General features: G+C 72.0%; 24 protein-coding genes and 2 pseudogenes. 11 read left to right on the top strand and 15 right to left on the bottom strand.

Features of this window, described 5'->3' with window-relative positions; all coding sequences use genetic code 11:
• Nucleotides 1-29: 29 nt before the first annotated feature.
• The 7 genes and pseudogenes from ID554_RS14535 to ID554_RS14505 all read right to left on the bottom strand — a co-directional run bounded on the left by ID554_RS14535 (nucleotide 30) and on the right by ID554_RS14505 (nucleotide 6,110).
• Nucleotides 30-839: an SDR family NAD(P)-dependent oxidoreductase gene (locus tag ID554_RS14535; protein WP_117228014.1), complete on the bottom strand. Its 810-nt coding sequence runs from the start codon at nucleotides 837-839 to the stop codon at nucleotides 30-32.
• An 8-nt stretch (nucleotides 840-847) separates the two neighbouring features.
• The gene (locus ID554_RS14530) at nucleotides 848-1,522 is read right to left on the bottom strand and encodes a hypothetical protein (RefSeq protein WP_117228013.1); all 675 of its coding nucleotides are present in this window, start codon (nucleotides 1,520-1,522) and stop codon (nucleotides 848-850) included.
• A 77-nt stretch (nucleotides 1,523-1,599) separates the two neighbouring features.
• Complete coding sequence (locus ID554_RS14525) at nucleotides 1,600-2,325, bottom strand: hypothetical protein (RefSeq protein ID WP_223884595.1); 726 nt, start codon at nucleotides 2,323-2,325, stop codon at nucleotides 1,600-1,602.
• Nucleotides 2,326-2,483: 158 nt separating this feature from the next.
• Nucleotides 2,484-2,696, bottom strand: a pseudogene (locus ID554_RS14520) (DUF4178 domain-containing protein); the annotation flags it as partial.
• A 48-nt stretch (nucleotides 2,697-2,744) separates the two neighbouring features.
• A complete protein-coding gene (clpB, locus tag ID554_RS14515; RefSeq protein WP_117228011.1) occupies nucleotides 2,745-5,336 on the bottom strand; it encodes an ATP-dependent chaperone ClpB in 2,592 nt (863 codons plus the stop codon).
• 187 nt (nucleotides 5,337-5,523) lie between these two features.
• Entirely contained in the window at nucleotides 5,524-5,775 is a 252-nt protein-coding gene (locus ID554_RS14510; protein ID WP_117228010.1) for a hypothetical protein, read from the bottom strand.
• Nucleotides 5,772-6,110 carry a DivIVA domain-containing protein gene (locus ID554_RS14505; RefSeq protein WP_223884594.1) on the bottom strand — a complete coding sequence of 113 codons (339 nt, stop codon included), beginning with the start codon at nucleotides 6,108-6,110 and terminating at the stop codon, nucleotides 5,772-5,774. Before ID554_RS14505 ends, ID554_RS14510 begins: the two co-directional genes overlap by 4 nt.
• Before the next feature lie 304 nt (nucleotides 6,111-6,414).
• Here ID554_RS14505 and ID554_RS14500 point away from each other — a divergent pair, with 304 nt between their 5' ends.
• The gene (locus ID554_RS14500) at nucleotides 6,415-6,633 is read left to right on the top strand and encodes a winged helix-turn-helix domain-containing protein (protein WP_117228008.1); all 219 of its coding nucleotides are present in this window, start codon (nucleotides 6,415-6,417) and stop codon (nucleotides 6,631-6,633) included.
• Nucleotides 6,634-6,644: 11 nt separating this feature from the next.
• Here the strand turns inward: ID554_RS14500 and ID554_RS14495 are convergent, their stop codons facing one another.
• Nucleotides 6,645-7,340, bottom strand: coding sequence for a hypothetical protein (locus ID554_RS14495; protein ID WP_147333448.1), 696 nt, complete (start codon nucleotides 7,338-7,340; stop codon nucleotides 6,645-6,647).
• Nucleotides 7,341-7,520: 180 nt separating this feature from the next.
• On the opposite strand from ID554_RS14495, the gene ID554_RS31685 reads away from it, so the two are divergent.
• From ID554_RS31685 to ID554_RS14480, 3 genes and pseudogenes are all read left to right on the top strand, one after another.
• On the top strand, nucleotides 7,521-7,673 hold the full coding sequence (locus ID554_RS31685) for a hypothetical protein (RefSeq protein ID WP_223884593.1): 153 nt from the start codon (nucleotides 7,521-7,523) through the stop codon (nucleotides 7,671-7,673).
• 7 nt (nucleotides 7,674-7,680) lie between these two features.
• Nucleotides 7,681-8,390 (top strand): annotated as a pseudogene (locus tag ID554_RS14485) (cation:proton antiporter).
• Nucleotides 8,391-8,577: 187 nt separating this feature from the next.
• Entirely contained in the window at nucleotides 8,578-9,006 is a 429-nt protein-coding gene (locus tag ID554_RS14480; protein ID WP_117228006.1) for a hypothetical protein, read from the top strand.
• 170 nt (nucleotides 9,007-9,176) lie between these two features.
• On the opposite strand, the gene ID554_RS14475 is transcribed toward ID554_RS14480, so the two are convergent.
• The 5 genes from ID554_RS14475 to dnaK all read right to left on the bottom strand — a co-directional run bounded on the left by ID554_RS14475 (nucleotide 9,177) and on the right by dnaK (nucleotide 14,051).
• Nucleotides 9,177-9,449: a hypothetical protein gene (locus ID554_RS14475; protein ID WP_117228005.1), complete on the bottom strand. Its 273-nt coding sequence runs from the start codon at nucleotides 9,447-9,449 to the stop codon at nucleotides 9,177-9,179.
• 157 nt (nucleotides 9,450-9,606) lie between these two features.
• Nucleotides 9,607-10,044 carry a heat shock protein transcriptional repressor HspR gene (locus tag ID554_RS14470; RefSeq protein ID WP_117228004.1) on the bottom strand — a complete coding sequence of 146 codons (438 nt, stop codon included), beginning with the start codon at nucleotides 10,042-10,044 and terminating at the stop codon, nucleotides 9,607-9,609.
• Between the two features lie 28 nt (nucleotides 10,045-10,072).
• Nucleotides 10,073-11,251 carry a molecular chaperone DnaJ gene (gene dnaJ / locus ID554_RS14465; protein WP_117228003.1) on the bottom strand — a complete coding sequence of 393 codons (1,179 nt, stop codon included), beginning with the start codon at nucleotides 11,249-11,251 and terminating at the stop codon, nucleotides 10,073-10,075.
• A gap of 85 nt (nucleotides 11,252-11,336) precedes the next feature.
• Nucleotides 11,337-12,098, bottom strand: a complete 762-nt coding sequence (grpE, locus tag ID554_RS14460) for a nucleotide exchange factor GrpE (RefSeq protein WP_117228002.1) — start codon at nucleotides 12,096-12,098, stop codon at nucleotides 11,337-11,339.
• Between the two features lie 48 nt (nucleotides 12,099-12,146).
• Nucleotides 12,147-14,051 carry a molecular chaperone DnaK gene (gene dnaK, locus ID554_RS14455; RefSeq protein WP_117228001.1) on the bottom strand — a complete coding sequence of 635 codons (1,905 nt, stop codon included), beginning with the start codon at nucleotides 14,049-14,051 and terminating at the stop codon, nucleotides 12,147-12,149.
• Nucleotides 14,052-14,270: 219 nt separating this feature from the next.
• Between dnaK and ID554_RS14450 the strand changes: the two genes are divergently transcribed.
• The 3 genes from ID554_RS14450 (at nucleotide 14,271) to ID554_RS14440 (ending at nucleotide 19,064) form a co-directional block, all read left to right on the top strand.
• Entirely contained in the window at nucleotides 14,271-16,091 is a 1,821-nt protein-coding gene (locus ID554_RS14450; protein ID WP_117228000.1) for a GTPase domain-containing protein, read from the top strand.
• 5 nt (nucleotides 16,092-16,096) lie between these two features.
• Nucleotides 16,097-17,773, top strand: coding sequence for a GTPase family protein (locus tag ID554_RS14445; protein WP_117227999.1), 1,677 nt, complete (start codon nucleotides 16,097-16,099; stop codon nucleotides 17,771-17,773).
• A gap of 70 nt (nucleotides 17,774-17,843) precedes the next feature.
• Nucleotides 17,844-19,064 carry a hypothetical protein gene (locus ID554_RS14440; RefSeq protein WP_117227998.1) on the top strand — a complete coding sequence of 407 codons (1,221 nt, stop codon included), beginning with the start codon at nucleotides 17,844-17,846 and terminating at the stop codon, nucleotides 19,062-19,064.
• A 5-nt stretch (nucleotides 19,065-19,069) separates the two neighbouring features.
• Here the strand turns inward: ID554_RS14440 and ID554_RS14435 are convergent, their stop codons facing one another.
• Nucleotides 19,070-19,951, bottom strand: coding sequence for a hypothetical protein (locus tag ID554_RS14435; protein WP_117228056.1), 882 nt, complete (start codon nucleotides 19,949-19,951; stop codon nucleotides 19,070-19,072).
• A gap of 55 nt (nucleotides 19,952-20,006) precedes the next feature.
• Complete coding sequence (locus ID554_RS14430) at nucleotides 20,007-20,225, bottom strand: hypothetical protein (RefSeq protein ID WP_147333447.1); 219 nt, start codon at nucleotides 20,223-20,225, stop codon at nucleotides 20,007-20,009.
• On the opposite strand from ID554_RS14430, the gene ID554_RS14425 reads away from it, so the two are divergent.
• The 4 genes from ID554_RS14425 (at nucleotide 20,181) to ID554_RS14410 (ending at nucleotide 24,030) form a co-directional block, all read left to right on the top strand.
• Nucleotides 20,181-20,513, top strand: a complete 333-nt coding sequence (locus ID554_RS14425) for a hypothetical protein (protein WP_396888527.1) — start codon at nucleotides 20,181-20,183, stop codon at nucleotides 20,511-20,513. The genes ID554_RS14430 and ID554_RS14425 overlap by 45 nt on opposite strands.
• 121 nt (nucleotides 20,514-20,634) lie before the next feature.
• Entirely contained in the window at nucleotides 20,635-21,228 is a 594-nt protein-coding gene (locus ID554_RS14420) for a hypothetical protein (RefSeq protein ID WP_191088958.1), read from the top strand.
• Nucleotides 21,229-21,865: 637 nt separating this feature from the next.
• The gene (gene pdhA / locus ID554_RS14415) at nucleotides 21,866-23,041 is read left to right on the top strand and encodes a pyruvate dehydrogenase (acetyl-transferring) E1 component subunit alpha (protein WP_117227997.1); all 1,176 of its coding nucleotides are present in this window, start codon (nucleotides 21,866-21,868) and stop codon (nucleotides 23,039-23,041) included.
• Nucleotides 23,041-24,030 (top strand): alpha-ketoacid dehydrogenase subunit beta, encoded by a 990-nt coding sequence (locus ID554_RS14410; protein WP_117227996.1) that lies wholly within the window; start codon nucleotides 23,041-23,043, stop codon nucleotides 24,028-24,030. Before pdhA ends, ID554_RS14410 begins: the two co-directional genes overlap by 1 nt.
• The last annotated feature ends 3 nt before the right edge of the window (nucleotides 24,031-24,033 follow it).

Raw genomic sequence — 24,033 nt, 5'->3', positions numbered from 1 at the left:
CCGCCATGCCGGTCGACGACGTGTCGCAGTCAGCCGCGATCGCGGCCGATGCGTCCACGGGTGTCCCGGGCAACCCGGTCGAGCAACCCGCGCGGGGCGTGCCGCAGACCGGCAACGGCCAGTTTGTACTTCCACGAAGGAACGCTGACCAACTTGCCTTTTCGCAGGTCACGCAAGGCTTCCGCGACCACGGCCGGCGCACTGAGCCACAACCACTCGGGAGTTTTCGACATGTCGATGCCAGCTCGCTGGTGGAATTCGGTCCGGGTGTACCCGGGACAGAGCGCCATCACGCGTACGCCGAACGGGCGGGCGGACTGGCCGACGGACTCGCTGAAGTTCGTGACCCACGCCTTGCTGGCGGAGTACGTCGATCCCGGCATGATCGCACCGAAACCCGCCACGGAAGAGACATTAATCACTGCCCCACTGCGCCGCTCGGCCATCGTACGCAGCGCAGCCAGTGTCAACCGCATCACGGCGTGCACGTTGAGCCGGAGCAGTCGGTTCTCGTCCTCGACGGTCGACCTGACGAACGGCTTGTTCAGACTGATCCCGGCGTTGTTGACCAGAAGCTCGACCGGCGGGCCGGCGGCGAGCCATCGTTCCACCCCGGCGCAGCCGTCGTCGGTGGACAGGTCGGCCGCCACCGTCTCGGTCTCGACGCCGTGCCGACCGGTCAACTCGGCGGCCTGCGCGGCGAGTCGGGCACCGTCCCGGGCGACCAGCACCAGGTGCCATCCGTCGGAGGCGAGACGGTCGGCGAAGGCCGCACCGATCCCTGCGGTCGCCCCGGTGATCAACGCCCATCGTTCGCTGCTCGGCTGGTCGGGCGTCACGGGTCTGCTCACCTCGGCGGGTACGGGGACGACGAAGGCGCCCCGGGCGGCGGATAGGTCTGGTGCGGCGCGACCGGCGGCGGGTACGCGGCCGGCGGGTGGGGGTGGTACGGGGTGACCGGGCGGCGACGGAACCAGGCGTTGGCGGACGGCATCGCCAGCAGCACGGCTACCACAAGGTAACCGAGCACCTGCCCGACCGAAAGGGTCGTGGTGACCGGAATCCACCATGCCGGGTAGGTGTCCGCCACCAGGGCGACGAGTTCGGCGGCAGCCCGGTCGTCACCGAAGTCCAGGGGTGCGGTGCGTTGGACCAGGAGCGTCCCGATGCCGCAGCAACCGAGGAGCACGCCCAGCCCGGCAACCACCCAGGTGGACACCCGGGCGGCGGGCCGTCCACGGGCCAGGCCCAGCGCGAGACCGGTGAGGAGCAGGGCCGCGAGCACACTCAGCACAGCCGCCCCCGCCACCGCGCCCCGCAGCAGGGCCACCATCGCGTCGACCTGGGCGGTGTCGGCCGACGTACCCACGGCCGCCGCGCGGAACCGGGACACGGTGCCGCCGACGATGCTCAGGCCGGCCACGGCGTACCCGAGCGCACCCACCGCCATCACCGCCAGCACCACCACGGCCGTCACGACCACGGCGGGCCGGCGGGGCGGTGCCTGATCGGGGTACGACACGACGAGTCCCTCCGGTAGGCGTTCGGGTTGCAACCTACTCGGAGGGACCGTCACAGTCGCGCTCAACTCACCGGCGGTCAGTTCGGCCGATCGGTCGACGGCGGCTGATCGCCGGGCTGTCCCGGAGCACCGGGAGGCGGTGCGCTCGGGCCGCCACCCGGGTAGCCCGGCGCCGGCGGGTAGCCCGGCTGGTTGGGGTAGCTGCCGCCGGGCATCGGCGGCTCCCACTGCTGGGTCGGCTTGCGGAAGAACTCGTTCGCCTTCGGCAGCGCCAGCAGGATCAACGCGGCCAGCAACGCGATCAGGCTGATCACACCGAGCAGGAGGCTGACCGGGGTGACCCAGCCGGGCAGCGCCTCCTCCAGCCGGCGCTGGATCTCCTCGGCGCTCGGCATGTCGCCGCTGGTCTCACCGCCGGGCATGCTCATGCCGCTGGCCAGCCCGCTGAGCAGGCTGAACCCGGTGCAGCAGAACATGATGCCGCCGACGATCCAGGTGGCGATCCGGGCACCGTTCTTGCCGCGCAGGTTCAGCAGGCCCAGACCGAACAGCGCCAGCGCCACGACCAGCAGGAAGATGGCGGTGGCGACGGTCATGACGACTGTAAGGTTGCCAAGGCTCTCCGCTCCTTCGACGGTGGAGCCGCTGTATGCCTCGTCCATCACCTCGCGGACGGTGCCGATCGTGGTCAGCGAGACGATCACACTGATCAGTTGGCAGACTGCGAAGAGCAGCAGCAAGTAGGTGGATATCGTCACCACACCCGGCCGCTGCCGGGCCGGGGTGTTCTGCGGGTCGACCATCTTTCTCCCTCCCTGGAACGCGACTCACCGTATCGGCAACTGGCCAACCCGGCACGACACGACGCCGTCTGGACGGCGCGTCCCCGCCGCACGGTATACCCAGATCCGTCCTCGGTGATGTCGTCCGGCGGCGCTGTCGAGCTGAACCGGTTACGCCCTCACAATCCGCGTCCCTGCGGGTACACGGTCACGTCGCCCTGATCCAGCCGGCTGCCGTGCGCGACCTCCCAGCCCGCCTCGCCGTACGCCTCGAAGGTGAGTCGCGCTCCGCCCGGCGCCCGGTAGTCGTGGTAGCGCACGGTCCCGCTCGGGGCGAGCCCGGTCACCCCGGTCACGGTGTACCGGGCCTGGCCGGACTCGTGCCAGACGTACCCCAGGTGCGTCGGTGATGACCGTAACCGTGACCGGCGGGACGGCGGTCAGGCAGCCGTCACCGACAGGCCGTCCTTGGCGTCGGCGAGCTCGACCCGCACCGTGTCGCCGTCGCGGATCTGGCCGGCGAGCAGTGCCTTCGCGAGCTGGTCACCGATCGCCGACTGGACCAGGCGACGCAGCGGGCGGGCACCGTAGATCGGGTCGTACCCGTGCTCGGCGAGCCAGCCCCGCGCGGCGTCGGTGACGTCCAGCGACAACCGGCGGTCGGCCAGCCGCTTGCGCAGGCGGGCCAACTGGATGTCCACGATGGAGCGCAGGTCGTCGCCCTGGAGTGCGGCGAAGACCACGATGTCGTCGAGCCGGTTGAGGAACTCCGGCTTGAAGTGCGACCGGACCACCGCGAGTACACCCTCCCGGCGCTGCTCCTCGGCGAGCGTCAGATCGCTGATCACCGCCGACCCGAGGTTCGAGGTGAGGATCAGGATCGCGTTGCGGAAGTCGACGGTACGACCCTGCCCGTCGGTGAGCCGGCCGTCGTCGAGCACCTGGAGCAGGATGTCGAAGACGTCCGGGTGGGCTTTCTCCACCTCGTCGAGCAGGATCACCGAGTACGGCCGGCGACGCACCGCCTCGGTGAGCTGGCCGCCCTCCTCGTAGCCGACGTAGCCGGGCGGTGCGCCGACCAGGCGAGCCACCGAGTGCTTCTCGCCGTACTCGCTCATGTCGATGCGGACCATCGCCCGCTCGTCGTCGAAGAGGAACTCGGCGAGCGCCTTGGCCAGCTCGGTCTTGCCCACCCCGGTCGGGCCGAGGAAGAGGAAGCTGCCGGTCGGGCGGTCCGGGTCGGCGACACCGGCCCGGGCACGGCGTACCGCGTCGGAGACCGCGCCGACCGCCTCGGCCTGGCCGACGACCCGCTCGCGCAGCGGCTCCTCCATCCGGAGCAGCTTGGCGGTCTCCCCCTCCAGCAGCCGCCCGGCGGGGATGCCGGTCCACGAGGCGACGACCGCGGCGATGTCGTCCGCGCCGACCTCCTCCTTGAGCATCGCGCCGGCGGACTGCAACCGGGCCAGTTCCTCCTCGGCCTTCGTCAGGTCGGCCTGGAGCGCGGGAATGCGCCCGTAGCGCAGCTCGGCGGCGCGCTCCAGCTCGCCGTCGCGCTCGGCCCGCTCGGCCTCGCCACCCAACCGCTCCAACTCCTCCTTGGCGGTGGAGAGCTTGGTGATGTGGCTCTTCTCCAGGTGCCACCGCTCGGAGAGCGCGGTGAGCTGCTCACGCTTGTCGGCCAGCTCCTTGCGCAGCCGTTCCAGACGCTCGGCGGAGGCGGCGTCCGGCTCCTTGGCCAGCGCCATCTCCTCGATCTCCAGCCGGCGTACCGCCCGCTCGATCTCGTCCACCTCGACCGGCCGCGAGTCGATCTCCATCCGGAGCCGGGACGCGGACTCGTCGACCAGATCGATCGCCTTGTCCGGCAGGAACCGGTCGGTGATGTACCGGTCGGAGAGCGCGGCGGCCGCGACCAGGGCGGCGTCGGTGATGCGTACGCCGTGGTGCACCTCGTAGCGCTCCTTGAGCCCGCGCAGGATGCCGACGGTGTCCTCGACGGTGGGCTCGCCGACCAGCACCGGCTGGAAGCGCCGCTCCAGGGCCGGATCCTTCTCGATGTGCCCGCGGTACTCGTCCAGCGTGGTCGCGCCGACCATGCGCAGTTCGCCCCGGGCCAGCATCGGCTTGAGCATGTTGCCGGCGTCCATCGAGCCCTCGCCCTTGCCCGCGCCGACCACGGTGTGCAGCTCGTCGAGGAACGTGATGACCTGCCCGTCGGAGTTCTTGATCTCCTCCAGGACGGACTTGAGGCGTTCCTCGAACTGACCCCGGTACTGCGCACCGGCGACCATCGCGCCGAGGTCGAGCGAGACGAGCTTTTTGTCGCGCAACGACTCGGGTACGTCACCGGCGACGATCCGCTGGGCCAGGCCCTCGACGATGGCGGTCTTGCCGACACCGGGCTCGCCGATCAGCACCGGGTTGTTCTTGGTGCGCCGGGACAGCACCTGGATCACCCGGCGGATCTCGGAGTCCCGCCCGATCACCGGATCGATCTTGCCGTCCCGCGCGCTCGCGGTCAGGTCGACGCCGTACTTGGCCAGCGCCTGGTAGGTCTGCTCCGGGTCGGCGGTGGTCACCCGGCGGTCCCCGCCGCGCACCGTCGGGAACGCGGCCACCAGGTTCTCCTCGGTGGCACCGGCGGCCTTGAGCGCACCGGAGACGGCGCCGCCGACCCGGGCCAGCCCGGCCAGCAGATGCTCGGTGGAGGTGTAATCGTCGCCGAGCGGCCGGGCGATCTGCTCGGCGGCCCCGATGGCGTTGACGAACTCGCGGGCCAGGGTGGGCTCCGCGATGCTGGAACTCCGCGCGGCGGGTAGCGCGTCGACCGCCCGCTGGGCGGCCCGGCGCAGCTCGGCGGGGTCGGCCCCGACGGCGCGCAGCAGGCCGGCGGCGGTCGAGCCCTCGGTGTCCAGCAGCGACAGCAGCAGGTGCCACGGCTCCACGGTCGCGTGCCCACGCTGGTTGGCCAGGGCGACGGCACCGGTGATGGTCTCGCGGCTCTTGGTGGTGAGGCGTTCGGTGTTCATGGGCTCCCCTGGATCGGTGTGTCCACTGGTACCGACAGAACCAGAGTTGAGCCTATTCCACTCAACATCAGAGGTGTGACATCCACCACTCCTCCGGGCGGTGGGCGCCGGGCGCTGTTCACGTCCTGAACCTCCGCCGCTGGTCAACGTGTGCCGGGAGCCCTGTCGAGCTGAACCGCCTGTGCCGTCAACGCGGCAGACGGGCCACACAGGGGCTGCGATGGTCCGTGTGCAGGACGCAGCGCCGTCCACCGTCGAGCGGACGGTCGCAGAAGACCCAGTGCCGGACGTGCTGCTCGTCCTCGGCGGAGACGGTGATGCCGCCCAGCTCGATCGGCGCGACGAATCGCAGTGCGCGCCCGGCCACCCGGGCGAGGATCCTGGCCCGACCCAGGTCGGCGGCGGCGACCGGCAGGTGAATCACGAACCGCCCGGTCACGACAGGTGCTTCGCGCGGGCCAACTGCGACTGCCAGTCGCGCAGCGCCAGCCGGAACCGGTCGACCTCACCCCGGCTGTCGGCCAGCGCCGCGTACAGCGCATCCAGGTCGTTCGCGAGCCGGTCGAGGAACGCGGCGACCTCGGCCGGGTCCGCACCGCGCCGACGCATCGTGAAGGTGCGGGTCCGCACCTGCCCCGACCGCAGCGGAAGGTACGCGTCCGAGCGGTAGGACCCACCCCTCGGACGACTCGTCGACGCTCCGACGCCGACCCGATGCGTCGGCTGACGCCCGCCCCGACGGCGCAGGAACGGTCGCAGCAACGTCCTCAGCACGTGACCCCACCTCTCCACGGTGCCCGAGACTTGGATGGGCGGCCCGGCCCGGCACCGTCGATCGACCGGACCGCCCCGCCCCACCACCGCAGCCCGATTCGGCAGTACGACAGCAGGGCCCGCGAGTAGGCCGAGGCGAGCCACGGGCATACCCGCCTCGGCCAGACGAGCGCCCCAGTGCCATCCGGAAGCGTTCACAGGCAACCTACAATCGGTACCAGTTGTAGATCAACGACCGACCTCCGATTGCTTGAAATCGGTGGTCCCCGCGTGATCGAATGGGCATGCCATCCGGGGAGTGTGTATGCCCAAGCAGCAGTACCAGGTGCTCGCAGACGAACTGCGGAGCAAAATCGAATCAGGTGAGTGGCCGCCCGGCACGAAGCTGCCGAGCAGAGCCCAACTCTGCAAGGAGTACGGCGTCTCGGACACCGTGGTCGGCAAGGCCATGATGATCCTGCGCGCGACCGGACTCACCGAGACGCTGGAGGGTGTCGGCGTCTTCGTAGCCGAAGAACAGTAGGTCTTGGTGGGTCACTCCGTCTCGATGGTCACCGCAGTCCAGACCTGGTCGCCGATGAAGCCCGTGCCGAGCAGGACGCCCTCAGGCCCTGTGGCGAAGGCCGTGCCGTCGGGGAGCATCCGCAGGTGATGTTTGTCGGTCAGCGGCCAGGGCAGGTCTACGTACTGGCCGCCGACCAGCGCGCCCGCACCTCGCGGGCTGAGCACCGCCACCACTCCGTCGGTCAGCGGGACGGCCTGGCCCGTCTCCGGGTGTCCCTCGGCAGGCACCCTCTCCCAGGCGGGACCATGCCGCCACACTGCCGGAAACCCGGTGCGATCGGGCCGCTCGCCGAGCAACCACAGGTCACTCTGTACGCGCACCACCCGGAGCACACCCACTGCCCCGTGGAACTCCACCGGGGTCGGCCGCCAACTCCGTCCCTCGTCAACGGAGATCGCGACATACGGCCGGCCGTCATCGTCGGCTCCGGCTGCCACCAACGGCCCCGAGTTTTCCTTGCTGTTAAACTTCCAGTCAGTTTCGACCACCGATTGCACCACGGGCAGCTTCGGCTGGGCACGTAGTGGGCGGAGTGTGCGTCCCGTCCAGCAGCCCACCTTTCCCGAACTCTCGATGAGCTGGAAGCGTCCCTGGGCCGCCTGCCACTCCCGGGGCGGGGCCTCACCGAGGGTGTTTCGGAAGGTGTCTCCGCGATCAGTGGACATCCACCATCCCACCTGCGGGGCGTGCAGGGCCAGGAGCCCTGCGGCGGTTCGGGGGCCGGGGCGCTGCGTCGGATGTCGCCGATCGCGCATCCCGCCAGCAGCGTGAACAGCGGGAGAGCTGCCAGGCAACGAGTTCGTCGGGCAGTCATGCGGCCTCCGTCGCGAGAGTAGCCTGAGCCCGTGCGAGCACGCGTCGAGCAGACCGCTCAACCGGGCACCGGCGTACGCCACGACATGATGACGGAACTCGGCCGCTCGTTGGGGGCACCCTCCCGCCGCCGGGACGTCCTCGGCGCGTCCCGGTCGTCCGCCGTACGCGCAGCGGTCGTCTGAGCCTCGGATGCACGACTTCACCACGCTGCTGATCCAGGTCGGCGCGCTGTTGTTCCTGCTCGGGCTGCTCGGTCGGCTCGGCCGACGGATCGGGCTCTCCCCGATCCCGCTGTACCTGCTGGCCGGTCTGGTCCTCGGCCACGGTGGCGTACTGGAGCTGCACGCCAGCGAGGAGTTCTTCGCGATCGGTGCGGAGATCGGCGTGATCCTGCTGCTGCTGATGCTCGGCGGCGGTCGGTGCCTTCCTGGTCGGCATCGCGCTCTCCGGGCCGGTGGCCCACCACGCCACCGAACTGCTGACGCCCCTGCGACCTGTTCGCCGCCGTCTCCTTCGTCTTCTTCGGGCTCGCCACCGGTCCTCGGCACATCCCTCCGGTGCTGCTGCCCGCGGTACTGCTCGCCCTGGTCACCATGGCGACCAAGACGGCGACCGGTTACCTGGCCGCGAGGCGGGTCGGCATCACCGAGCCGGGACGCTGGCGGGCCGGACTGACCCTGATACCCCGAGGGGAGTTCTCCATCGTCATCGCCGGCCTCGCGGTGAGCGCCGGCAGTGTTTCGCCGAAGCTGGCCGCCCTGGCCGCCACGTACGTATTGATCACGGTGGTGACCGGGCCTGCACTGGCCCGACTGCCTGACGCCACCTGGTTCAGGCGCTGGTCGCGACAACGTGCGGCGCGGCAACAAACCGGGGCGGCCGCGCCGGATCGACCATGATGGGTAACGAATACCTGACTGAAAGTGATCACAGGCCGTGGGAGCCATCCCAGCCAGGCAACCGATGCCGAATTGCTTTCCGTAGGGGCTACCCATACTCACGGGTACCGCGTTACCGTTTCGCCCCAGCAGCCGGGGTTCGCGGGGGGCGGACGCCTCGGCGCCGACGCGAGCGGAAGGTTGGCCGGTGAGCGTGCAGGAATCAACGTTCCACGGCTTCGCCAACCCCGTCGACCCGAGTTCGGCGGAGTTGCGATCGTGGGCGTACCAGCCCGACTCGGTGCCGTTGACGTCCATGCCACCCGACTGGGACCTGCTCGTCTCCGGCGACCGCCTGATCATGACGTTGTTCGACCTGGCGATGGACGCACACTGTCCGGCCCGCCGGTTCGCGCTGCACTGCCTCTACATCTATGCCGCCGACGGGATCCGGACGAGCTTCCGGGCCCACCCGAAGCGCCGCTTCCGCAAGCTGGTGGACCAGGCCGAGCGCAACGGCGACGAGATGATGCGCACCTGGGCGCACAACAGCCGGGTACTGCTGTCCCGGCCGGAGCTGTTCGTCTATCGGGAGTGGTGCGAGGGTGGGTTGGTGCGCGAGGGGCGGCGGCTCTGATCGGGTCGTCGTGGGGGGTGTGCCGTCGCCTGCCGGCCTCGGGAGGGTTGACGTCTGTCGGCGGGGCCGGGCGGGGGTGCCGCTTGCGGTAGGCGAAGTGCCGTTACGTGCGGGTGGGACGGGGACGGGCCGGGAACCCCCGTGGCTCCCGGCCCGTACGTGCGCGGTCCTCAGCGGGGTGGGCCGCCGTGTTCCCGGCGGTGCTGGTCGGTGCGTACCCGTCCGGCGCCGTGACCTGCTCGCCCCTGACCCGGGCCGGCGGACCGGCCGCCCGACGGGGCCGGGCCGGTGGATCGGGCTCCCTGGCCGCTGAACCGGCCGCTGCGGATCTGGTCGGCGAAGCGCCCCTTGGTGATCCGGTCGAACCGCCGTTGGACGTTCTCGGACAACCGGTCGAGCCGGCGTTCCGCCTGTTCGGCTACCTTCCTCGCCGCGTCCGTCATGGCTCCCTCGCCAGCATCGAAGTCCGAATTGAGTCGTTTGCACGTGATTTTCAGGGTAGTGGAGACGGGCGCGGGACGGGGTGGATTCGGCGGGTCCGGCCTGCGGACACGAGACGGCCCCGGCGCGGTCTCCACCGCACCGGGGCCGGATCGATCGTCAGCGGCCGGGGCTGCGGCGGGGACGCCAGACCACCAGGGCGGTGGAGGTCTGGTTGGTCGGCACCAGGTCGCGCCCGGGGAAACGGGCCAGCGACTCCAGCTCGGCGATCCGGCGGTACGCGGCCTCCAGCTCGGCCTCCAACTGGGCGACCCGCTGCTGGGCCTGCTCGAACAGCCGCTCCAAGCCGATGATCCGCTTGATCCCGGCCAGGTTGACACCGTCGTCCTGGCTGAGCCGTTGCACCTCGCGCAGCAGGACCACGTCCCGCACGCTGTAGCGGCGACCGCCACCGGCTGCCCGGCCGGCCTGCACCAGGCCCAGCCGGTCGTACTGCCGCAACGTCTGCGGGTGCATCCCCGCCATCCGCGCCGCGACCGAGATCATCAGCACCTTGGCCTCATAGGTGGGGTCATCCGAACCGACGAATCCGTCCATCCCGTTCACCTCCGCACCGCTTCACCGATCATCCGCTCCGACGCACCCGCGCGTCGAGATGTTCCCGCGCCGGTGGCGGGGTCTGCGCGGCGAACGCCTCCAGGGCCGCACGTGCCTCGTCGGAGACCCGGGCCGGCACCACCACGTCGAGCGTGACGAGCAGGTCCCCGGTCTGGCCGTCCCGGCGGCTCACGCCCTTGCCCCGGGCCCGCAGGATCCGCCCGCTCGGCGTACCCGCCGGCACCCGCAGGGTCACCGCGCCGTCGAGCGTCGGCACCCGCAGATCGGTGCCGAGCACCGCCTCGGCGAAGGTGATCGGCACGGTCAGCGTGAGGTCGTCACCGGAGCGCCCGAACAGCTCGTCCGGCCGTACCTTGACGTGCACGAACAGGTCACCGGCCGGGCCGCCGCGCTCACCCGGCTCGCCCCGGCCGGCCAGCCGGATCCGCTGCCCGTCGGCCACCCCGGCCGGAAAACGGACGTTGAGCGTACGGGTCTTGGTGACCCCGCCCGTGCCCTGGCACTCCGGGCACTTCTCGTCGACCACAGTCCCGACGCCCTGGCAGTTTCGGCAGGGCTCGGCGAGGCTGAACGCACCCTGGTTCCGGTGGGTCACCCCGGCGCCGTGGCAGACCTGGCAGGTCCTCGGCACCGTGCCCGGCTTCGCACCGTTGCCGTGACAGGTGTCGCAGACCCCGGGCGCCCGCAGCGTCAGTGGCAGAGTCACCCCTCGGACCGCGTCGTCGAAGTCGAGCGCCACCTCGGTCTCGATGTCGCGGCCCCGGGCCGGACCGGGAGCACCCCCGCCACCCGCGCCGCCCGAGAAGATCGAGCTGAACAGGTCCGAGATGCCGCCACCGGCGAACCGGCCACCACCGGCCGACTGCGCGTTGCCGAACAGGTCGGAGACGTCGAACGGCATGCCGCCGGGCTGGCCCGCCTGGCGGGCGCCGCGCCGGAACGCGCCCGAGCCGAACAGTGAGCGCATCTCGTCGTACTCGCGGCGCTTGGCGTCGTCACCGAGCACCGCGTACGCCTCAGAGACCGACTTGAAGCGCTCCTCGGCCTTGGGGTCGCCGGGGTTGTGATCCGGGTGCGACTCGCGGGCGAGCTTCCGGTACACCTTCTTGATCTCGTCAGCGGAGGCGGTCTTCGCCACACCCAGGACCGCGTAGTAGTCCTTCTCGATCCAGTCCTTGGAACTCAACCGTCCACCTCCTCCCCACCTCCGGCTCCGGGCCGTCCCACCCACCGGATGTCGGCGGGTGGGACGGCCCGGTCACCGTCGTGGACTATTCCGGGTCGGCGACCGCGACCATCGCGGGCCGCAACAACCGCTCACCGATCTGGTAGCCCCGACGCATCACCTGCACGCAGGTGGGCTCGGTGACGTCGGCCGAGGTCTGGTGCGCCACCGCCTCGTGCCGCGTCGGGTCGAACGGGTCGCCCTGCTCGCCGAACGGGGTCAGCCCGAACTTGCCCAGCGCGGTGGTGAGTTGCTCGGCCACCGAACCGAACGGACCGACCAGGTCGCCGTGTTCCCGGGCCCGGTCCAGGTCGTCCAGGATCGGCAGCAACGCGGCCAGCACCGAGCCGGTCGCCTGCTCGGTGACCAGACCACGGTCCCGCTCTACCCGCTTGCGGTAGTTGGCGTACTCGGCGGTCACCCGTTGCAGGTCCCGAGTGCGCTCCTCCAGGTCGACGCGGAGCGCCTCCACCTCGGCACCGAGCCCGCGACCGGCTGCCTCGGACGGCTCCCCGACCGGCTTGGCCGGGGAGTCCACCACCGGCGGGCCCTCAGTGGTCGGCTCGCTCAGCGCCTCGGCCTCGACCTCCATCGCGTCGACCACGACTTCGGCGTCCTCGACCAGCCCTTCGGCAGGTACGGCGGAGCCGGCGTCGGTCGCCGTCCCCTCCGGCTCGCGGGTCTGGCTGATCTTGCGGTTGTTGCGGATGACGACGCGCGGCGTCTCACCGGCGGCCGGCTCGGACGCCGAGCCACCCGGCGCCGACCCGGTGTCGCCCGGGTCAGCGGCTCGTGGCTTCTCCGTCATGCGACTACCTCATCCCTCTGCCCGTGGAGATCGACTCGGCCGGGACCGTCACTTCTTGTCCTCGTCCACGATCTCCGCGTCGACCACATCGTCCGCGCCGGGCCGCGCGCCACCGGCCGGACCGCCGGTGGCACCGGCCGCACCAGCGGCGCCAGCACCAGGGGCACCGGCACCGGCACCGGCCGCGCCGCCCGCCTCGCCGCCCTGGGCCTGCTCGGCCTGCTGCGCGTAGAGCAGCGAGCCGGCCTCCTGGGAGACCTGCGCCAACCGCTCGTGCGCCGACTTGATCTTATCGATGTCGCTGCCGCCGAGCGCGCCGCGCAGCTCACCGAGCGCCTCGTTCAGCTTGTCGCGGTTCTCGGCGGGCAGCTTGTCGCCGTTCTCGGCGAGGAACTTCTCGGTCTGCCACTGGAGGGCCTCGGCGACGTTGCGGCTCTCGGCCTCGTCGCGACGGCGCTTGTCCTCCTCGGCGTGCTCCTCGGCGTCCCGGCGCATCCGCTCGATGTCATCCTTCGGCAGCGAGGAGCCGCCGGTGATGGTCATCTTCTGCTCCTTGCCGGTGCCCAGGTCCTTCGCATGCACGTTGACGATGCCGTTGGCGTCGATGTCGAAGGTGACCTCGATCTGCGGCACGCCCCGCGGGGCCGGCGGAAGACCGGTCAGCTCGAAGGTGCCGAGCTTCTTGTTGTACGCGGCGATCTCACGCTCACCCTGGAAGACCTGGATCAGCACCGACGGCTGGTTGTCGTCGGCGGTGGTGAACACCTCGGACCGCTTGGTCGGGATGGTGGTGTTGCGCTCGATCAGCTTGGTGAAGATGCCGCCCTTGGTCTCGATGCCCAGGCTCAGCGGGGTCACGTCGAGCAGCAGGACGTCCTTGACCTCGCCCTTGAGCACACCGGCCTGGAGGGCGGCGCCGACGGCGACGACCTCGTCCGGGTTGACGCCCTTGTTGGGCTCGCGGCCGGTGAGCTGCTTGACCAGCTCGGTCACGGCCGGCATCCGGGTCGAGCCGCCGACCAGGATCACGTGCTCGACGTCCGAGACCTTGATCCCGGCGTCCTTGACGGCCTGCTCGAACGGGCCCTTGCAGCGGTCCAGCAGGTCCTGCGTCATCCGCTGGAACTCGGCCCGGCTGAGCGTCACGTCCAGGTGCAGCGGGCCGGCGGAGCCGGCGGTGATGTACGGCAGGTTGATGTTGCTGGTGGTGGCGGCGGACAGCTCGATCTTGGCCTTCTCGGCGGCCTCCTTGAGCCGCTGCATCGCCATCTTGTCCTGCGACAGGTCGATGCCGTGCTCGCCCCGGAAGGTCTTCACCAGGTGGTCCATGATCCGCTGGTCCCAGTCGTCGCCGCCGAGCAGATTGTCACCGCTGGTCGACTTGACCTCGATGACGCCCTCGGCCAGCTCCAGCAGCGACACGTCGAAGGTGCCGCCACCGAGGTCGAAGACCAGGACGGTCTGCTCCTTGGAGCCCTTGTCCAGGCCGTACGCCAGAGCGGCCGCGGTCGGCTCGTTCACGATCCGCAGCACGTTGAAGCCGGCGATCTCGCCGGCCTCCTTGGTGGCCTGACGCTGGCCGTCGTTGAAGTACGCCGGAACGGTGATCACCGCGTCGGTGATCTGCTCGCCCAGGTACGCCTCGGCGTCCCGCTTGAGCTTCATCAGCGTCCGGGCCGAGATCTCCTGCGGGGTGTACTTCTTGCCGTCGATGTCGACGGACCAGTTGGTGCCGATTTCCCGCTTGACCGAACGGATCGTCCGGTCCGGGTTCGTCACCGCCTGCCGCTTGGCCACCTCGCCGACGAGCACCTCGCCGTTGCGGGCGAACGCGACGATCGACGGGGTCGTCCGCGAGCCCTCGGCGTTGGCAATGACGGTGGGCTCACCGCCCTCCAGGACGCTGACGCAGGAGTTCGTCGTGCCGAGGTCGATACCGACCGCACGTGCCATCTTCGCTTCCTCGCTTCGTAACGTTGAGCAGGTGACGGGCCCCCCGTCGCCCTGACCGGCGGTGTCACCCACAGCGACCCCACCTCAAGTTGAGTGAACTTGACTCAATAGTGCCATGCTCCCCGGAAACGTCAAGTCAAGGTTGAGTCGGGTTGGCGCAAGTCACCGTTCAATACCGACTGGTTGTCTTACCTTGTGTCGGTCGGGCACGCTTTAGCGGTGACGACGAACGGCGATTCCGCCTCACCTTTCGGCACGCCCGCCGTCGCAGCCCGCACCGGCTCCACCGGCGGGGAGGACCGGCCTGCGGCCATCGGGGACGACGCCCTGCCCGCCGCGCTGACCAGCCTGCGGGCCGCGATCGGAGCGGCGCGTTTCCCGCTGGTCCTGCCCTCGGCGGAGCCCTCCGGCCGGACGGCCGCCGCCCTCGCCGACCAGCTCGACGACTACCTGCTGCCCCGGCTCTCCCGCCTCGACGCGCCACTGCTCGTCGTGGTCGGCGGGTCCACCGGGGCCGGCAAGTCGACCCTGGTCAACAGCTTGGTCCAAGCGCGGGTCAGCGCCGCCGGAGTGCTGCGGCCGACCACCCGGTCCCCGGTCCTGGTCTGCAATCCGGCCGACTCGCCCTGGTTCCGTCGTGGCGAGCTGCTGCCCGGGCTGACCCGCACCAACCAGCCCACCGACGATCCGCGCTCGCTGCATCTGGTCACCGCCCCGGCCCTGGCCCCCGGGCTGGCGTTCCTGGACGCCCCCGACATCGACTCGGTGGTCGACGCCAACCGCGCGCTGGCCAACCAACTGCTCGCCGCCGCCGACCTCTGGCTCTTCGTCACCACCGCCGCCCGGTACGCCGACGCCGTGCCGTGGGAACTGCTGCACGGGGCGCAGGCCCGGGGCGCGGTCATCGCGCTGGTGCTCGACCGGGTGCCCGCCGAGGCCACCGACGAGGTCGCCGCCCACCTCGCCGAGATGCTCGCCGAGCAGAATCTCGGGGCGGCGCCCCTGTTCGTCCTGCCGGAGACCTGGGTGGACGGCCAGGGGCTGCTGCCGGACCGGATCACCGCGCCGCTGGCGGACTGGTTCGCCCGGCTGGCCGCCGACGCGGACGCCCGCGCGGCGGTGGTCCGGCAGACCCTGGGTGGCGCGTTGGCGGCGCTGGCACCGTCGGTCGAGAGCCTGGCCGTCGCCGCCGACGAGCAGGTCACCGCCGCCGACGCCCTGGACGAACGGGTGCTGGCCGCCTACCGGGCCGCGAACCGGATGGTCGATCAGGGCCTGCGCGACGGGCGGCTGCTCCGGGGCGAGGTGCTCGCCCGATGGCAGGAGTTCATCGGCACCAGCGACTTCTTCCGCAGCCTGGAGGCGAGGATCGGGCGGCTGCGCGACCGCCTCACGGCGACGTTCAGCCGCCGCCCGGCCCCCGCCGTCGAGTTGCGCGACGCCATCGAGTCCCAGTTGACGACGTTGCTGCGGGGCGTGGCCGCCGAGGCGGCCGAGCACGCGTACACCGGGTGGAAGGCGCATCCGGCCGGCGCCGCACTACTCACGCCGGGTCTCGCGCACCACTCGGCCGACCTGCCCGAGCGGGCCGAGCGGCTGGTCCGGGACTGGCAACGCGGGGTGCTGGAGCTGGTCCGGGCCGAGGGCGGGGACCGGCGCTTCGTGGCCCGGACGGCCGCATACGCGGTCAACGCCACCGGGTTGGCCGTCATGATCGCGGTGTTCGCCTCGACGGCGTTCATCCCGACCGGTTTGGAGGTCGCCACCGGGGCCGGCACCACCGTCGCCGGGCAGGCAGTGCTTCAGGCGATCTTCGGCGACCAGGCCGTGCGTACGCTGGCCACCAAGGCCCGGGAGGACCTGCTGGACCGGGTGCGCGCGCTGCTCGACACCGAGGCCGCCCGGTATCTGGAACGGACCGACCAGGCCCGGCCGGCGGCCCGGCACGCGACGGCGCTGCGCGAGGCGGCCGCGCAGGTGGAGGCGGCCCGGGCGCGCAGCGGCTTCGCCACGGAGGACCACAGTGGGGCGGCGGCGTGACGGGCATGGGGGGACGCCTGCGGGAGGCGTTGCGGATCAGCGACGGACGGGTGGACGCGGACCAGTTGGTCGCCCGGTTGGAGGCGGTGAACCGCTTCCTCGGCATCGTCGACGGGTACCTGCCGGACACCCCGCTGAGCCCGGCACGCACCCTGGTCGAACGGGCCGGCACCCGGTTGTCGCTCTCCCGCGACCACACCGTCGTCGCGCTGGCGGGGGCGACCGGCAGCGGCAAGTCCAGCCTGTTCAACGCGATGGCCCGGATGGACCTGTCGCCGGTCGGGGTACGCCGCCCGACCACCGGCGTGACCCACGCCTGCGTGTGGGGACCGCTCGACGGCGGCACCCGGCTGCTGGACTGGCTCGGCGTGCTGCCCAAGCACCGGTTCGTCCGGGAGAGCCTGCTGGACGGCGACGACGAGTCCACCCTGCACGGGTTGATCCTGCTCGACCTGCCGGACTTCGACTCGGTGCAGCACACTCACCGCCTGGAGGTGGACCGGCTGCTCGGCCTGGTCGACCTGGTGGTCTGGGTGGTCGACCCGGAGAAGTACGCCGACCGGGTGGTGCACGGCGCCTACCTGCGCGAGTTCCAACGGCACCGGGACGTCACCCTGGTCGTGCTCAACCAGGCCGACCGGCTGCCCCCGCCCGAGGTGCCCCGGGTGCTGGCCGACCTGCGCCGACTACTCGACGCGGACGGGCTGGACGGGGTGCCGCTGCTGGCCACCACGATCGTCGACCCGAGCGGTCCCGAGGTGCTCCGGGCGGAGTTGGAACGTACGGTCGCCGAGCGGCAGGCGGTACTGCGCCGGCTCAACGGCGACCTGGACGCGGTGGTCGACGCGCTGGACGAGATGGTCGGGGCACCCCGGTCCGCCCTCGCCGCGAACGACCCCGCGGTGGCCAAGCTGGACCGGGCGTTGAGTGCGGTGGCCGGGGTGCCGACGGTGCTCACCGCGGTCGAGCAGGCGTACCGGCACCGGGCCGCGTCGAGTACCGGCTGGCCGCTGGTGCGGCTCTGGCGACGGCTGCGACCCGATCCGCTGCGCCGGCTGCACCTGCCCGGTCCACAGCACTCGGACGACCCCGCGCAGGCCCTGGCCGCCGCGACGTCCGTACCCGAGCCCGGCGCGGCCGACAAGTCGGCGCTGGCCCTGGCGCTGCGTACGGTGGCCGAACGGGCCGGTGAAGGGTTGCCGAGCGCCTGGCCGGCGGCGGTGAGCGCGGCGGCCCGCTCGCGCCTCGCCGACCTGCCGGACGCGCTGGACCGCGCGCTCGCCGGCACCGACCTGGGCTTGAACCGCCCCCGCACCTGGTGGCGGCTGGTCGGCGGACTGCAATGGCTGGTGACCGTCGCGGCCGTGGCCGGTCTGGGCTGGCTGTTCCTCGGCTACGCGCTGCGGTTCCTGGGGCTGCCCGAGCTGCAACATCCGATGGTCGGCGAGGTGCCGGTGCCGACGCTGCTGCTGCTGGGCGGATCACTGGCCGGACTGCTGCTGGCCGCCCTGACCCGGCCGATCAGCCGGTGGGCGGCCGGGCGGGCGCGCCGACGGGCCGAGGCCCGACTGGCCGGGGCGATGGGCCAGGTCGGCGAGGAGTTCGTGCTGTCACCGGTGCGGGCGGTGATCGCCGCGCACGCCGACGCCCGGACCGTGCTGGAGGTGGCCCGGCACCGCTGAGCCCCGGCACGACCACGCCGGTCGGTCCGCTCGGCACGTGACTGCGCGGCCGGCGGCGTAGTGTCGGGTCATGGCCACGCCTCAAACCCCCTACGACGCGGTGCTGCACGCCGCTCGCGACGTGACCAAGCTCGACTCGGCGCTGGACGCGGAGATGCTCGGCGCGGCCCTCCTGGGCAGCGTCTACGAGGTGGCGGAGACCGACCGGGAGACGGCGATACGCGAGTTCGTGGGCGGGTTCCTCGCCGCCACCTCGCGACGACGGGCCGCCGCCGCGACCACCGTCCGCGCGGTCTTCGCCGCCCTGGTGCCGGACGCCACCGGCGCCGACCGGGTACGCCCCGGCGCCACCGCACCGGCCTGGTCCGGGCAGCTCGGCAAGGTGCACCTCACCGGCGCCTGGGCGTACGGCGACGTGTACGGCGACCAGACCTCCTACCTGGCCACCTTCGCCTACGACGACGCCACCGGCGGCCCGGAGCACGCGCTGGTGGCCCTGGTCGACCACAACATCGGCATCACCAAGGACGTCTTCGTTGGCGGGCCGGCCGCGCGGATCCTCGACCAGGTCCGGCAGCTCTGCGCCGACGACGAGCTGACCTGGTTCCGGGAGGAGGACCCGACCCGGATGCGCGACGAGGTGAGCCGGCACCTGGCGCTGACCGACCGGCTGGGGCAGTTGCCGGGCGCGGGCTCGCTGGCCACCGACCGTGCCCTGGTCGGGGCCCGGTTGGCGGTGCTACCGACCACACCGTCGGCACCGGACCGGACGGACGGCGAACCGCTGCCGGAGGCCGAGCGGTCCGACCTGGTCCGGCGATTCCTGGCCTCGCCGGAGGCGGCGCGGGCCGGACTGGACAGCATCGACGGCGGGGACCTCGCCTCCCTGCACTTCTGCCTGGGCCTGGTGCTCGACCACGCGGCCACCTTCCCGGACGCCGACCCGCTGCGCTGGAGCCCCACCGTGGCCGGACTGTTCCTGCTCGACTGGGTGCACCGGCGGGCCGTACTGGACATGGACGACGCGGCGATGTTGCCCCGGGTGTTGCGCGCCTTCGCCGGGTACGCGGCCCGCAAGCGCGGACTGCCCGAGTCGGCGGCGACCGCGACGGACACCGCGATCGAGGAGATGGTGCCGGAGTTCGTCCGGCTCTACGCCACCGGTGAGCGGCGCAGCCCGGCGACCGCCGCCGTCGCCCAGTTGATGGCCGACGGCGTCGACCCGGACGACCCGGCCGCCCTGGACGCCTGGATCGAGGCCAACCGGCACCGCCTCGCCGACGACGGCTGAACGCGTCACGACTCGACCAGGGTGAGTCGGCGGGGCGCGACGTCGACGGTGAGGCGCTGCCCCCAGTCGAGCGTGAGCCGGTCGGCCTCCAGACCGTCGGCGAAGACCACCAGACCGTCGGACTCGGCGGTCAACTCCAGCCGGTCGCCGTCGTCGAGGCGGCCGGCGGTGAGACCCACGCCGGTCACCGGGGACGGCCAAGCTTCCCGGACGAACCAGCACAGCGCCGCCTCCTCCGGCGCGGGCGGGCGCGGTGCCCCCGGACGGTCGCGTGCGATGGACGCGCACCAGCCGGTCGCCCCCGTACCGCTGCCGACCACCACGCCGGAGGAGGAGTGCCGTTCCCGTCGTTCGCGCCCGTCCACCGGCACCGAGAGCAGGTAGCGGGCGGACTGGTGGGAGGCGTGGCCGATGTACACCTCGTTGAGGCCGAGAAGTTGCTGCCCGTCGTCGAGCGCGGCGCGGACCGTCACCCGGGAGCGGGTCACCGCGCGCTGCGCCGCCACCGCCGGCAGCAGCGCGGCCAGCCCGTCCGCCCGGTGCCGGACCAGCACCCCGGCGTTGCGGCCCGGCTCCGGGTCGACTCCGATCACCGGCTGCCCGGTCAGGTACTTCGCCACGTTCGCGACCAGTCCGTCCGGCCCGACGGCGATCACGATGTCCTCCGGCGCGAACAGGAAGCGCGGCAGGTCGTCGCGGTCCACCGCGCCGCGCCGCCAGTCGGCCGGCACGGTGGCGCCGACCGTGGTCAGCGCCGCAGCCAGTGCCTCGTGCCGGTCGACCACCTCGGCCAGCGACCGTCCCCGGGCGGCCAGGTACCAGTCGGCGGCTGCCCGGGTGCCGTGTCGGGCCAGCAGCTCGTCCAGCTCGCTGCGACGGCTGACCATCACCACGCGGGGGGCCAATCCCGGCCCGGCCCACCTGTCGGGGCCCGGTCGGCGCTCATCGGCCGGGTTCCAGCCGACCGAGCAGGTCGGTCAGCATGTCCGGAGTGACGGTGAGCTGACCGATCTGCGGCAACTGACCGGCGATTTCCCGGACGGTCAGGGCTCGCAGCACGTCCGGCGGCAGCTCCGCGTACGCGGCCAGTCGGGCCGCCTCCGCCTCGGCCTCGGCGTGCCCGACGGCGCGTACGCCCTCGGCCTTCGCGGCGGCCAGCATCCGGTCCTTCTCGGCCTCGGCGGCAGCGAGCACGCGAGCCTGATCGGCGGCGGCACGGACGCCGCCTCGGCCGAGTGGCTTCCGCTGGCGCGGCTGGACCCGGGTCAGCTCGCCTTCGACCACGAGCGGATCCTCGCCGACGGCCTGGAGCGGGCCCGGGCCAAGTTGGAGTACACGCCGCTGGCCGCCGCGTTCTGCCCGGCCGAGTTCACGGTGGCCCAGCTACGGGCGGTCTACGAGACGGTCTGGGGACCGTCCTCGACCCGCGCAACTTCCATCGCAAGGTGACCAGCACGCCGGGCTTCCTGGTGCCGGCGGGCCGCTCCACCGATGCTGCGACCCGACCCGCCGCGCCCGAGCCAGGGCTGAAGCCCCGGGCTCTCAGCGCTCGGACGGCGGGTCGGTCGAGGTGGTCGGGCCGGTCGAGGTGGTCGGGCCGGTCGACTCCGTCGGTCCACCCGAGGCGGTCGGGCCGGTGGACTCCGACGGATCCGGCGTGGTGCCCGGGTCGGTGGAGATGCTCGGGTCGGCCGAGGCCGTCGGGGAGGAGGGCGGGTCCGTCGGCGACGGCGAGGGCGACGCGGTCGGCGGCGGGCTCGGCGAGGGGGTGGGTCTCGGCGTACGACTCGGTGTCGGAGCCGGGGACGGCACCGGGGGCGGCTTGGTGGCGGGCGGTCGGGGCGCGGGGCGCGGGGCCGGCGGCTCCGGGCGGTGGCCCGGCGGCGGCGCGAACGGCAGTGCGGCGGGCATCGGACGCCGCGCCGGCTCGGGGCCGGTGGGCGGGGCGGCCGGGCCGACCGACGGCAGCGCCGGCGCCACGGTCGTCGGGGCACCGCCGGGCGGTGGCGGGATCACCACCGGGCCGATCGAGGGCGTCGGGATGAACGGCGGTGTGCTGCTGCCCGGCAGCGCGGTGCTGCCGACCGTCGCCGACCCGGTGCTGATCGCGGCGAGCACCGGCATCGAGGCCGTCCCGGCGAGCAGCGCCACGGTCAGCAGGTAGCCCCGCGACGGCGTGGCGGTACGCGCGGCACGGTGGGCGCCCACCACCCGGCGGTAACCGCCGGGTGCCGGGTGCCGGCCGAGGAACGGCCCTCCGGGACCCTCACCTGGTTCGGACACCGCGCACTCCTCGTCGTCGACCCTGGCCGGGGCCGCCGACGCAGCCCCGGCGGACCGCCTGAGCTGGTTCGGGGCCCGCGCGAACAGCGTGGTTCAGTGACTCTCCGTCAGCCAACCCCACACCGCGTGTCGACATGCTTATCTGGCCGAATGGTGGCAAACCATCACCGGATCGGTCGCGCGGCGTTCGACCCGGCACACCGGCATTTCAGGTAACGAAGCGGACCGGTACCGGGATGCGGCGCAGGTGGAGTGTGGGAGGGCTCACCTCTGATGCGAATATGGAGCCACGACGGCAGCGCAGCCGGGACCTCCGCGCACCCACGCGGTAGGCGCGACTGGGCGCCGGCGCTCCCGAACCGGGTTCGGCCATGAATCCGGCTCACGCCACGCGGCAACCCCTACCGGGGCTATGCGTGGCCGCCAGAAACCGATCCCGGCACCAGCCGGGGCGGGCGCACGAGTCGCGTGGCCGGGTGACCCCCCGGTGCCGACGCAGACACGACAGGGAGAGACGGATGGCAAAGGGCGACCCGGGGGCCGGCCCCCGCGGCCGGCGAGCCGCACCCCGATCCAGGAAAGCCGTGACCGGCGACCCGGAACTGGTACAACTGCTCACCCCGGAGGGTGCGCGCATCGACAGCGTGACCGGCCCGGACGGTGTCGAGTACCGCGTCGACTTCACCGACGAGGAGTACCGCGGCCTCTACCGCGACCTCGTGCTGGTGCGGAAGCTGGACGCCGAGGCGACGGCCCTGCAACGGCAGGGCGAGCTGGGCATCTGGGCGAGCCTGCTCGGCCAGGAGGCGGCCCAGGTCGGTTCCGGCCGGGCGCTGCGGACCCAGGACATGGCGTTCCCCACCTACCGCGAGCACGGCGTGCTCTACTGCCGGGGCATCGACCCGATCATGCCGCTGGGCCTGTTCCGCGGGGTCGACCAGGGCGGTTGGGACCCGAACGAGTTCAAGTTCAACATGTACACGATCGTCATCGGGGCGCAGACCCTGCACGCGACCGGGTACGCCATGGGCGTCGCGATGGACGGCAAGACCGGCACCGACGACGGCGAGGCGGTCATCGCGTACTTCGGTGACGGCGCCACCAGCCAGGGCGACGTCAACGAGTCGTTCGTCTGGGCCGGCGTGTTCAACGCCCCGCTGGTGTTCTTCTGCCAGAACAACCAGTACGCCATCTCCGAGCCGCTGGAGCGGCAGACCCGCATCCCCCTCTACCGGCGGTCCGCCGGCTTCGGCTTCCCCGGCATCCGGGTGGACGGCAACGACGTGCTGGCCACGTACGCGGTGACCCGGCACGCGCTGGACAACGCCCGGCACGGGCAGGGCCCGAGCCTGATCGAGGCGTACACCTACCGGATGGGTGCGCACACCACCTCCGACGACCCGACCCGTTACCGGATCGCCAGCGAGGTCGAGGCCTGGCAGGCCAAGGACCCGATCGCCCGGATGAAGGCGTTCCTGGAACGCGAGAAGATCGCCGACGCCGGCTTCTTCACCGAGATCGACGAGCAGGCCCGCCGCGAGGCCGTGGACCTGCGGGAGCGGGTGCTGGCCATGCCGAACCCGGAGCCCACCACCCTCTTCGACCACGTCTACCCCAACGGGTCGCCGCTGCTGGACGAGCAGCGCGCGCAGTTCAGCCGGTACCTGGAGTCGTTCGAGGGGAGCGCGCACTGATGGCCACGGAGACGCTCACCCTCGGCAAGGCCCTCAACACCGGTCTGCGCCGTGCCCTGGAGAACGACCCGAAGGTCGTCATCATGGGCGAGGACGTCGGCAAGCTCGGCGGCGTCTTCCGGATCACCGACGGCTTGCAGAAGGACTTCGGCGACCAGCGGGTGATCGACACCCCGCTCGCCGAGTCCGGCATCATCGGCACCGCGGTCGGCCTGGCCATCCGTGGCTACCGCCCGGTCTGCGAGATCCAGTTCGACGGCTTCGTCTACCCGGCGTACGACCAGATCGTGTCGCAGGTGGCCAAGATGCACTACCGCTCGCGCGGCAAGCTGAACATCCCGATGGTGATCCGCATCCCGTTCGGCGGCGGCATCGGCGCGGTGGAGCACCACTCGGAGTCTCCCGAGGCGTATTTCGCGCACACCGCCGGGCTGAAGGTCGTCTCCTGCGCCAACCCGCAGGACGCGTACGTGATGATCCAGCAGGCCATCGCCTCGGACGACCCGATCGTGTTCCTGGAGCCGAAGCGGCGCTACTGGGAGAAGGGGCAGGTCGACCTGGACGCCCCGATCTCCGAGGCGTACCCGCTGCACTCGGCGCGGGTGGCGCGGGCCGGTGCCGACGTCACCCTGCTGGCGTACGGCCCGATGGTGCGGACCTGCCTGGACGCGGCGACCGCCGCCGCCGAGGACGGCCGTGAGCTGGAGATCATCGACCTGCGCACGCTCTCCCCGTTGGACCTCGGCGTGGTCTACGAGTCGGTGCGGCGCACCGGCCGTGCGGTGGTGGTGCACGAGGCACCGTCCAACGTGGGTCTCGGTGCGGAGATCGCGGCCCGGATCACCGAGGAGTGCTTCTACTCGCTGGAGTCCCCGGTGCTGCGGGTGGCCGGCTTCGACACCCCCTACCCGGCCGCCCGGGTGGAGGAGGAGTACCTGCCCGACCTCGACCGGGTGCTCGACGCCGTCGACCGCACCTTCGGCTGGTGAGCG

The organism is Micromonospora craniellae (assembly GCF_014764405.1).
GTDB classification, from domain to species: domain Bacteria; phylum Actinomycetota; class Actinomycetes; order Mycobacteriales; family Micromonosporaceae; genus Micromonospora; species Micromonospora craniellae.
Note: the sequence above shows the minus strand (reverse complement) of the source record. Positions and strands in the feature narration are given on the sequence as shown.

Coding starts and splice junctions, on each gene's coding strand:
- ID554_RS14525 (WP_223884595.1), bottom strand. CDS start 2,325: ATGGTCGACCCGCAGAACACCCCGGCCCGGCAGCGGCCGGGTGTGGTG.
- clpB (WP_117228011.1), bottom strand. CDS start 5,336: ATGAACACCGAACGCCTCACCACCAAGAGCCGCGAGACCATCACCGGT.
- ID554_RS14500 (WP_117228008.1), top strand. CDS start 6,415: ATGCCCAAGCAGCAGTACCAGGTGCTCGCAGACGAACTGCGGAGCAAA.
- ID554_RS14495 (WP_147333448.1), bottom strand. CDS start 7,340: ATGTCCACTGATCGCGGAGACACCTTCCGAAACACCCTCGGTGAGGCC.
- ID554_RS14475 (WP_117228005.1), bottom strand. CDS start 9,449: ATGACGGACGCGGCGAGGAAGGTAGCCGAACAGGCGGAACGCCGGCTC.
- ID554_RS14470 (WP_117228004.1), bottom strand. CDS start 10,044: ATGGACGGATTCGTCGGTTCGGATGACCCCACCTATGAGGCCAAGGTG.
- grpE (WP_117228002.1), bottom strand. CDS start 12,098: ATGACGGAGAAGCCACGAGCCGCTGACCCGGGCGACACCGGGTCGGCG.
- dnaK (WP_117228001.1), bottom strand. CDS start 14,051: ATGGCACGTGCGGTCGGTATCGACCTCGGCACGACGAACTCCTGCGTC.
- ID554_RS14445 (WP_117227999.1), top strand. CDS start 16,097: ATGGGGGGACGCCTGCGGGAGGCGTTGCGGATCAGCGACGGACGGGTG.
- ID554_RS14440 (WP_117227998.1), top strand. CDS start 17,844: ATGGCCACGCCTCAAACCCCCTACGACGCGGTGCTGCACGCCGCTCGC.
- ID554_RS14435 (WP_117228056.1), bottom strand. CDS start 19,951: ATGGTCAGCCGTCGCAGCGAGCTGGACGAGCTGCTGGCCCGACACGGC.
- ID554_RS14430 (WP_147333447.1), bottom strand. CDS start 20,225: ATGCTGGCCGCCGCGAAGGCCGAGGGCGTACGCGCCGTCGGGCACGCC.
- pdhA (WP_117227997.1), top strand. CDS start 21,866: ATGGCAAAGGGCGACCCGGGGGCCGGCCCCCGCGGCCGGCGAGCCGCA.
- ID554_RS14410 (WP_117227996.1), top strand. CDS start 23,041: ATGGCCACGGAGACGCTCACCCTCGGCAAGGCCCTCAACACCGGTCTG.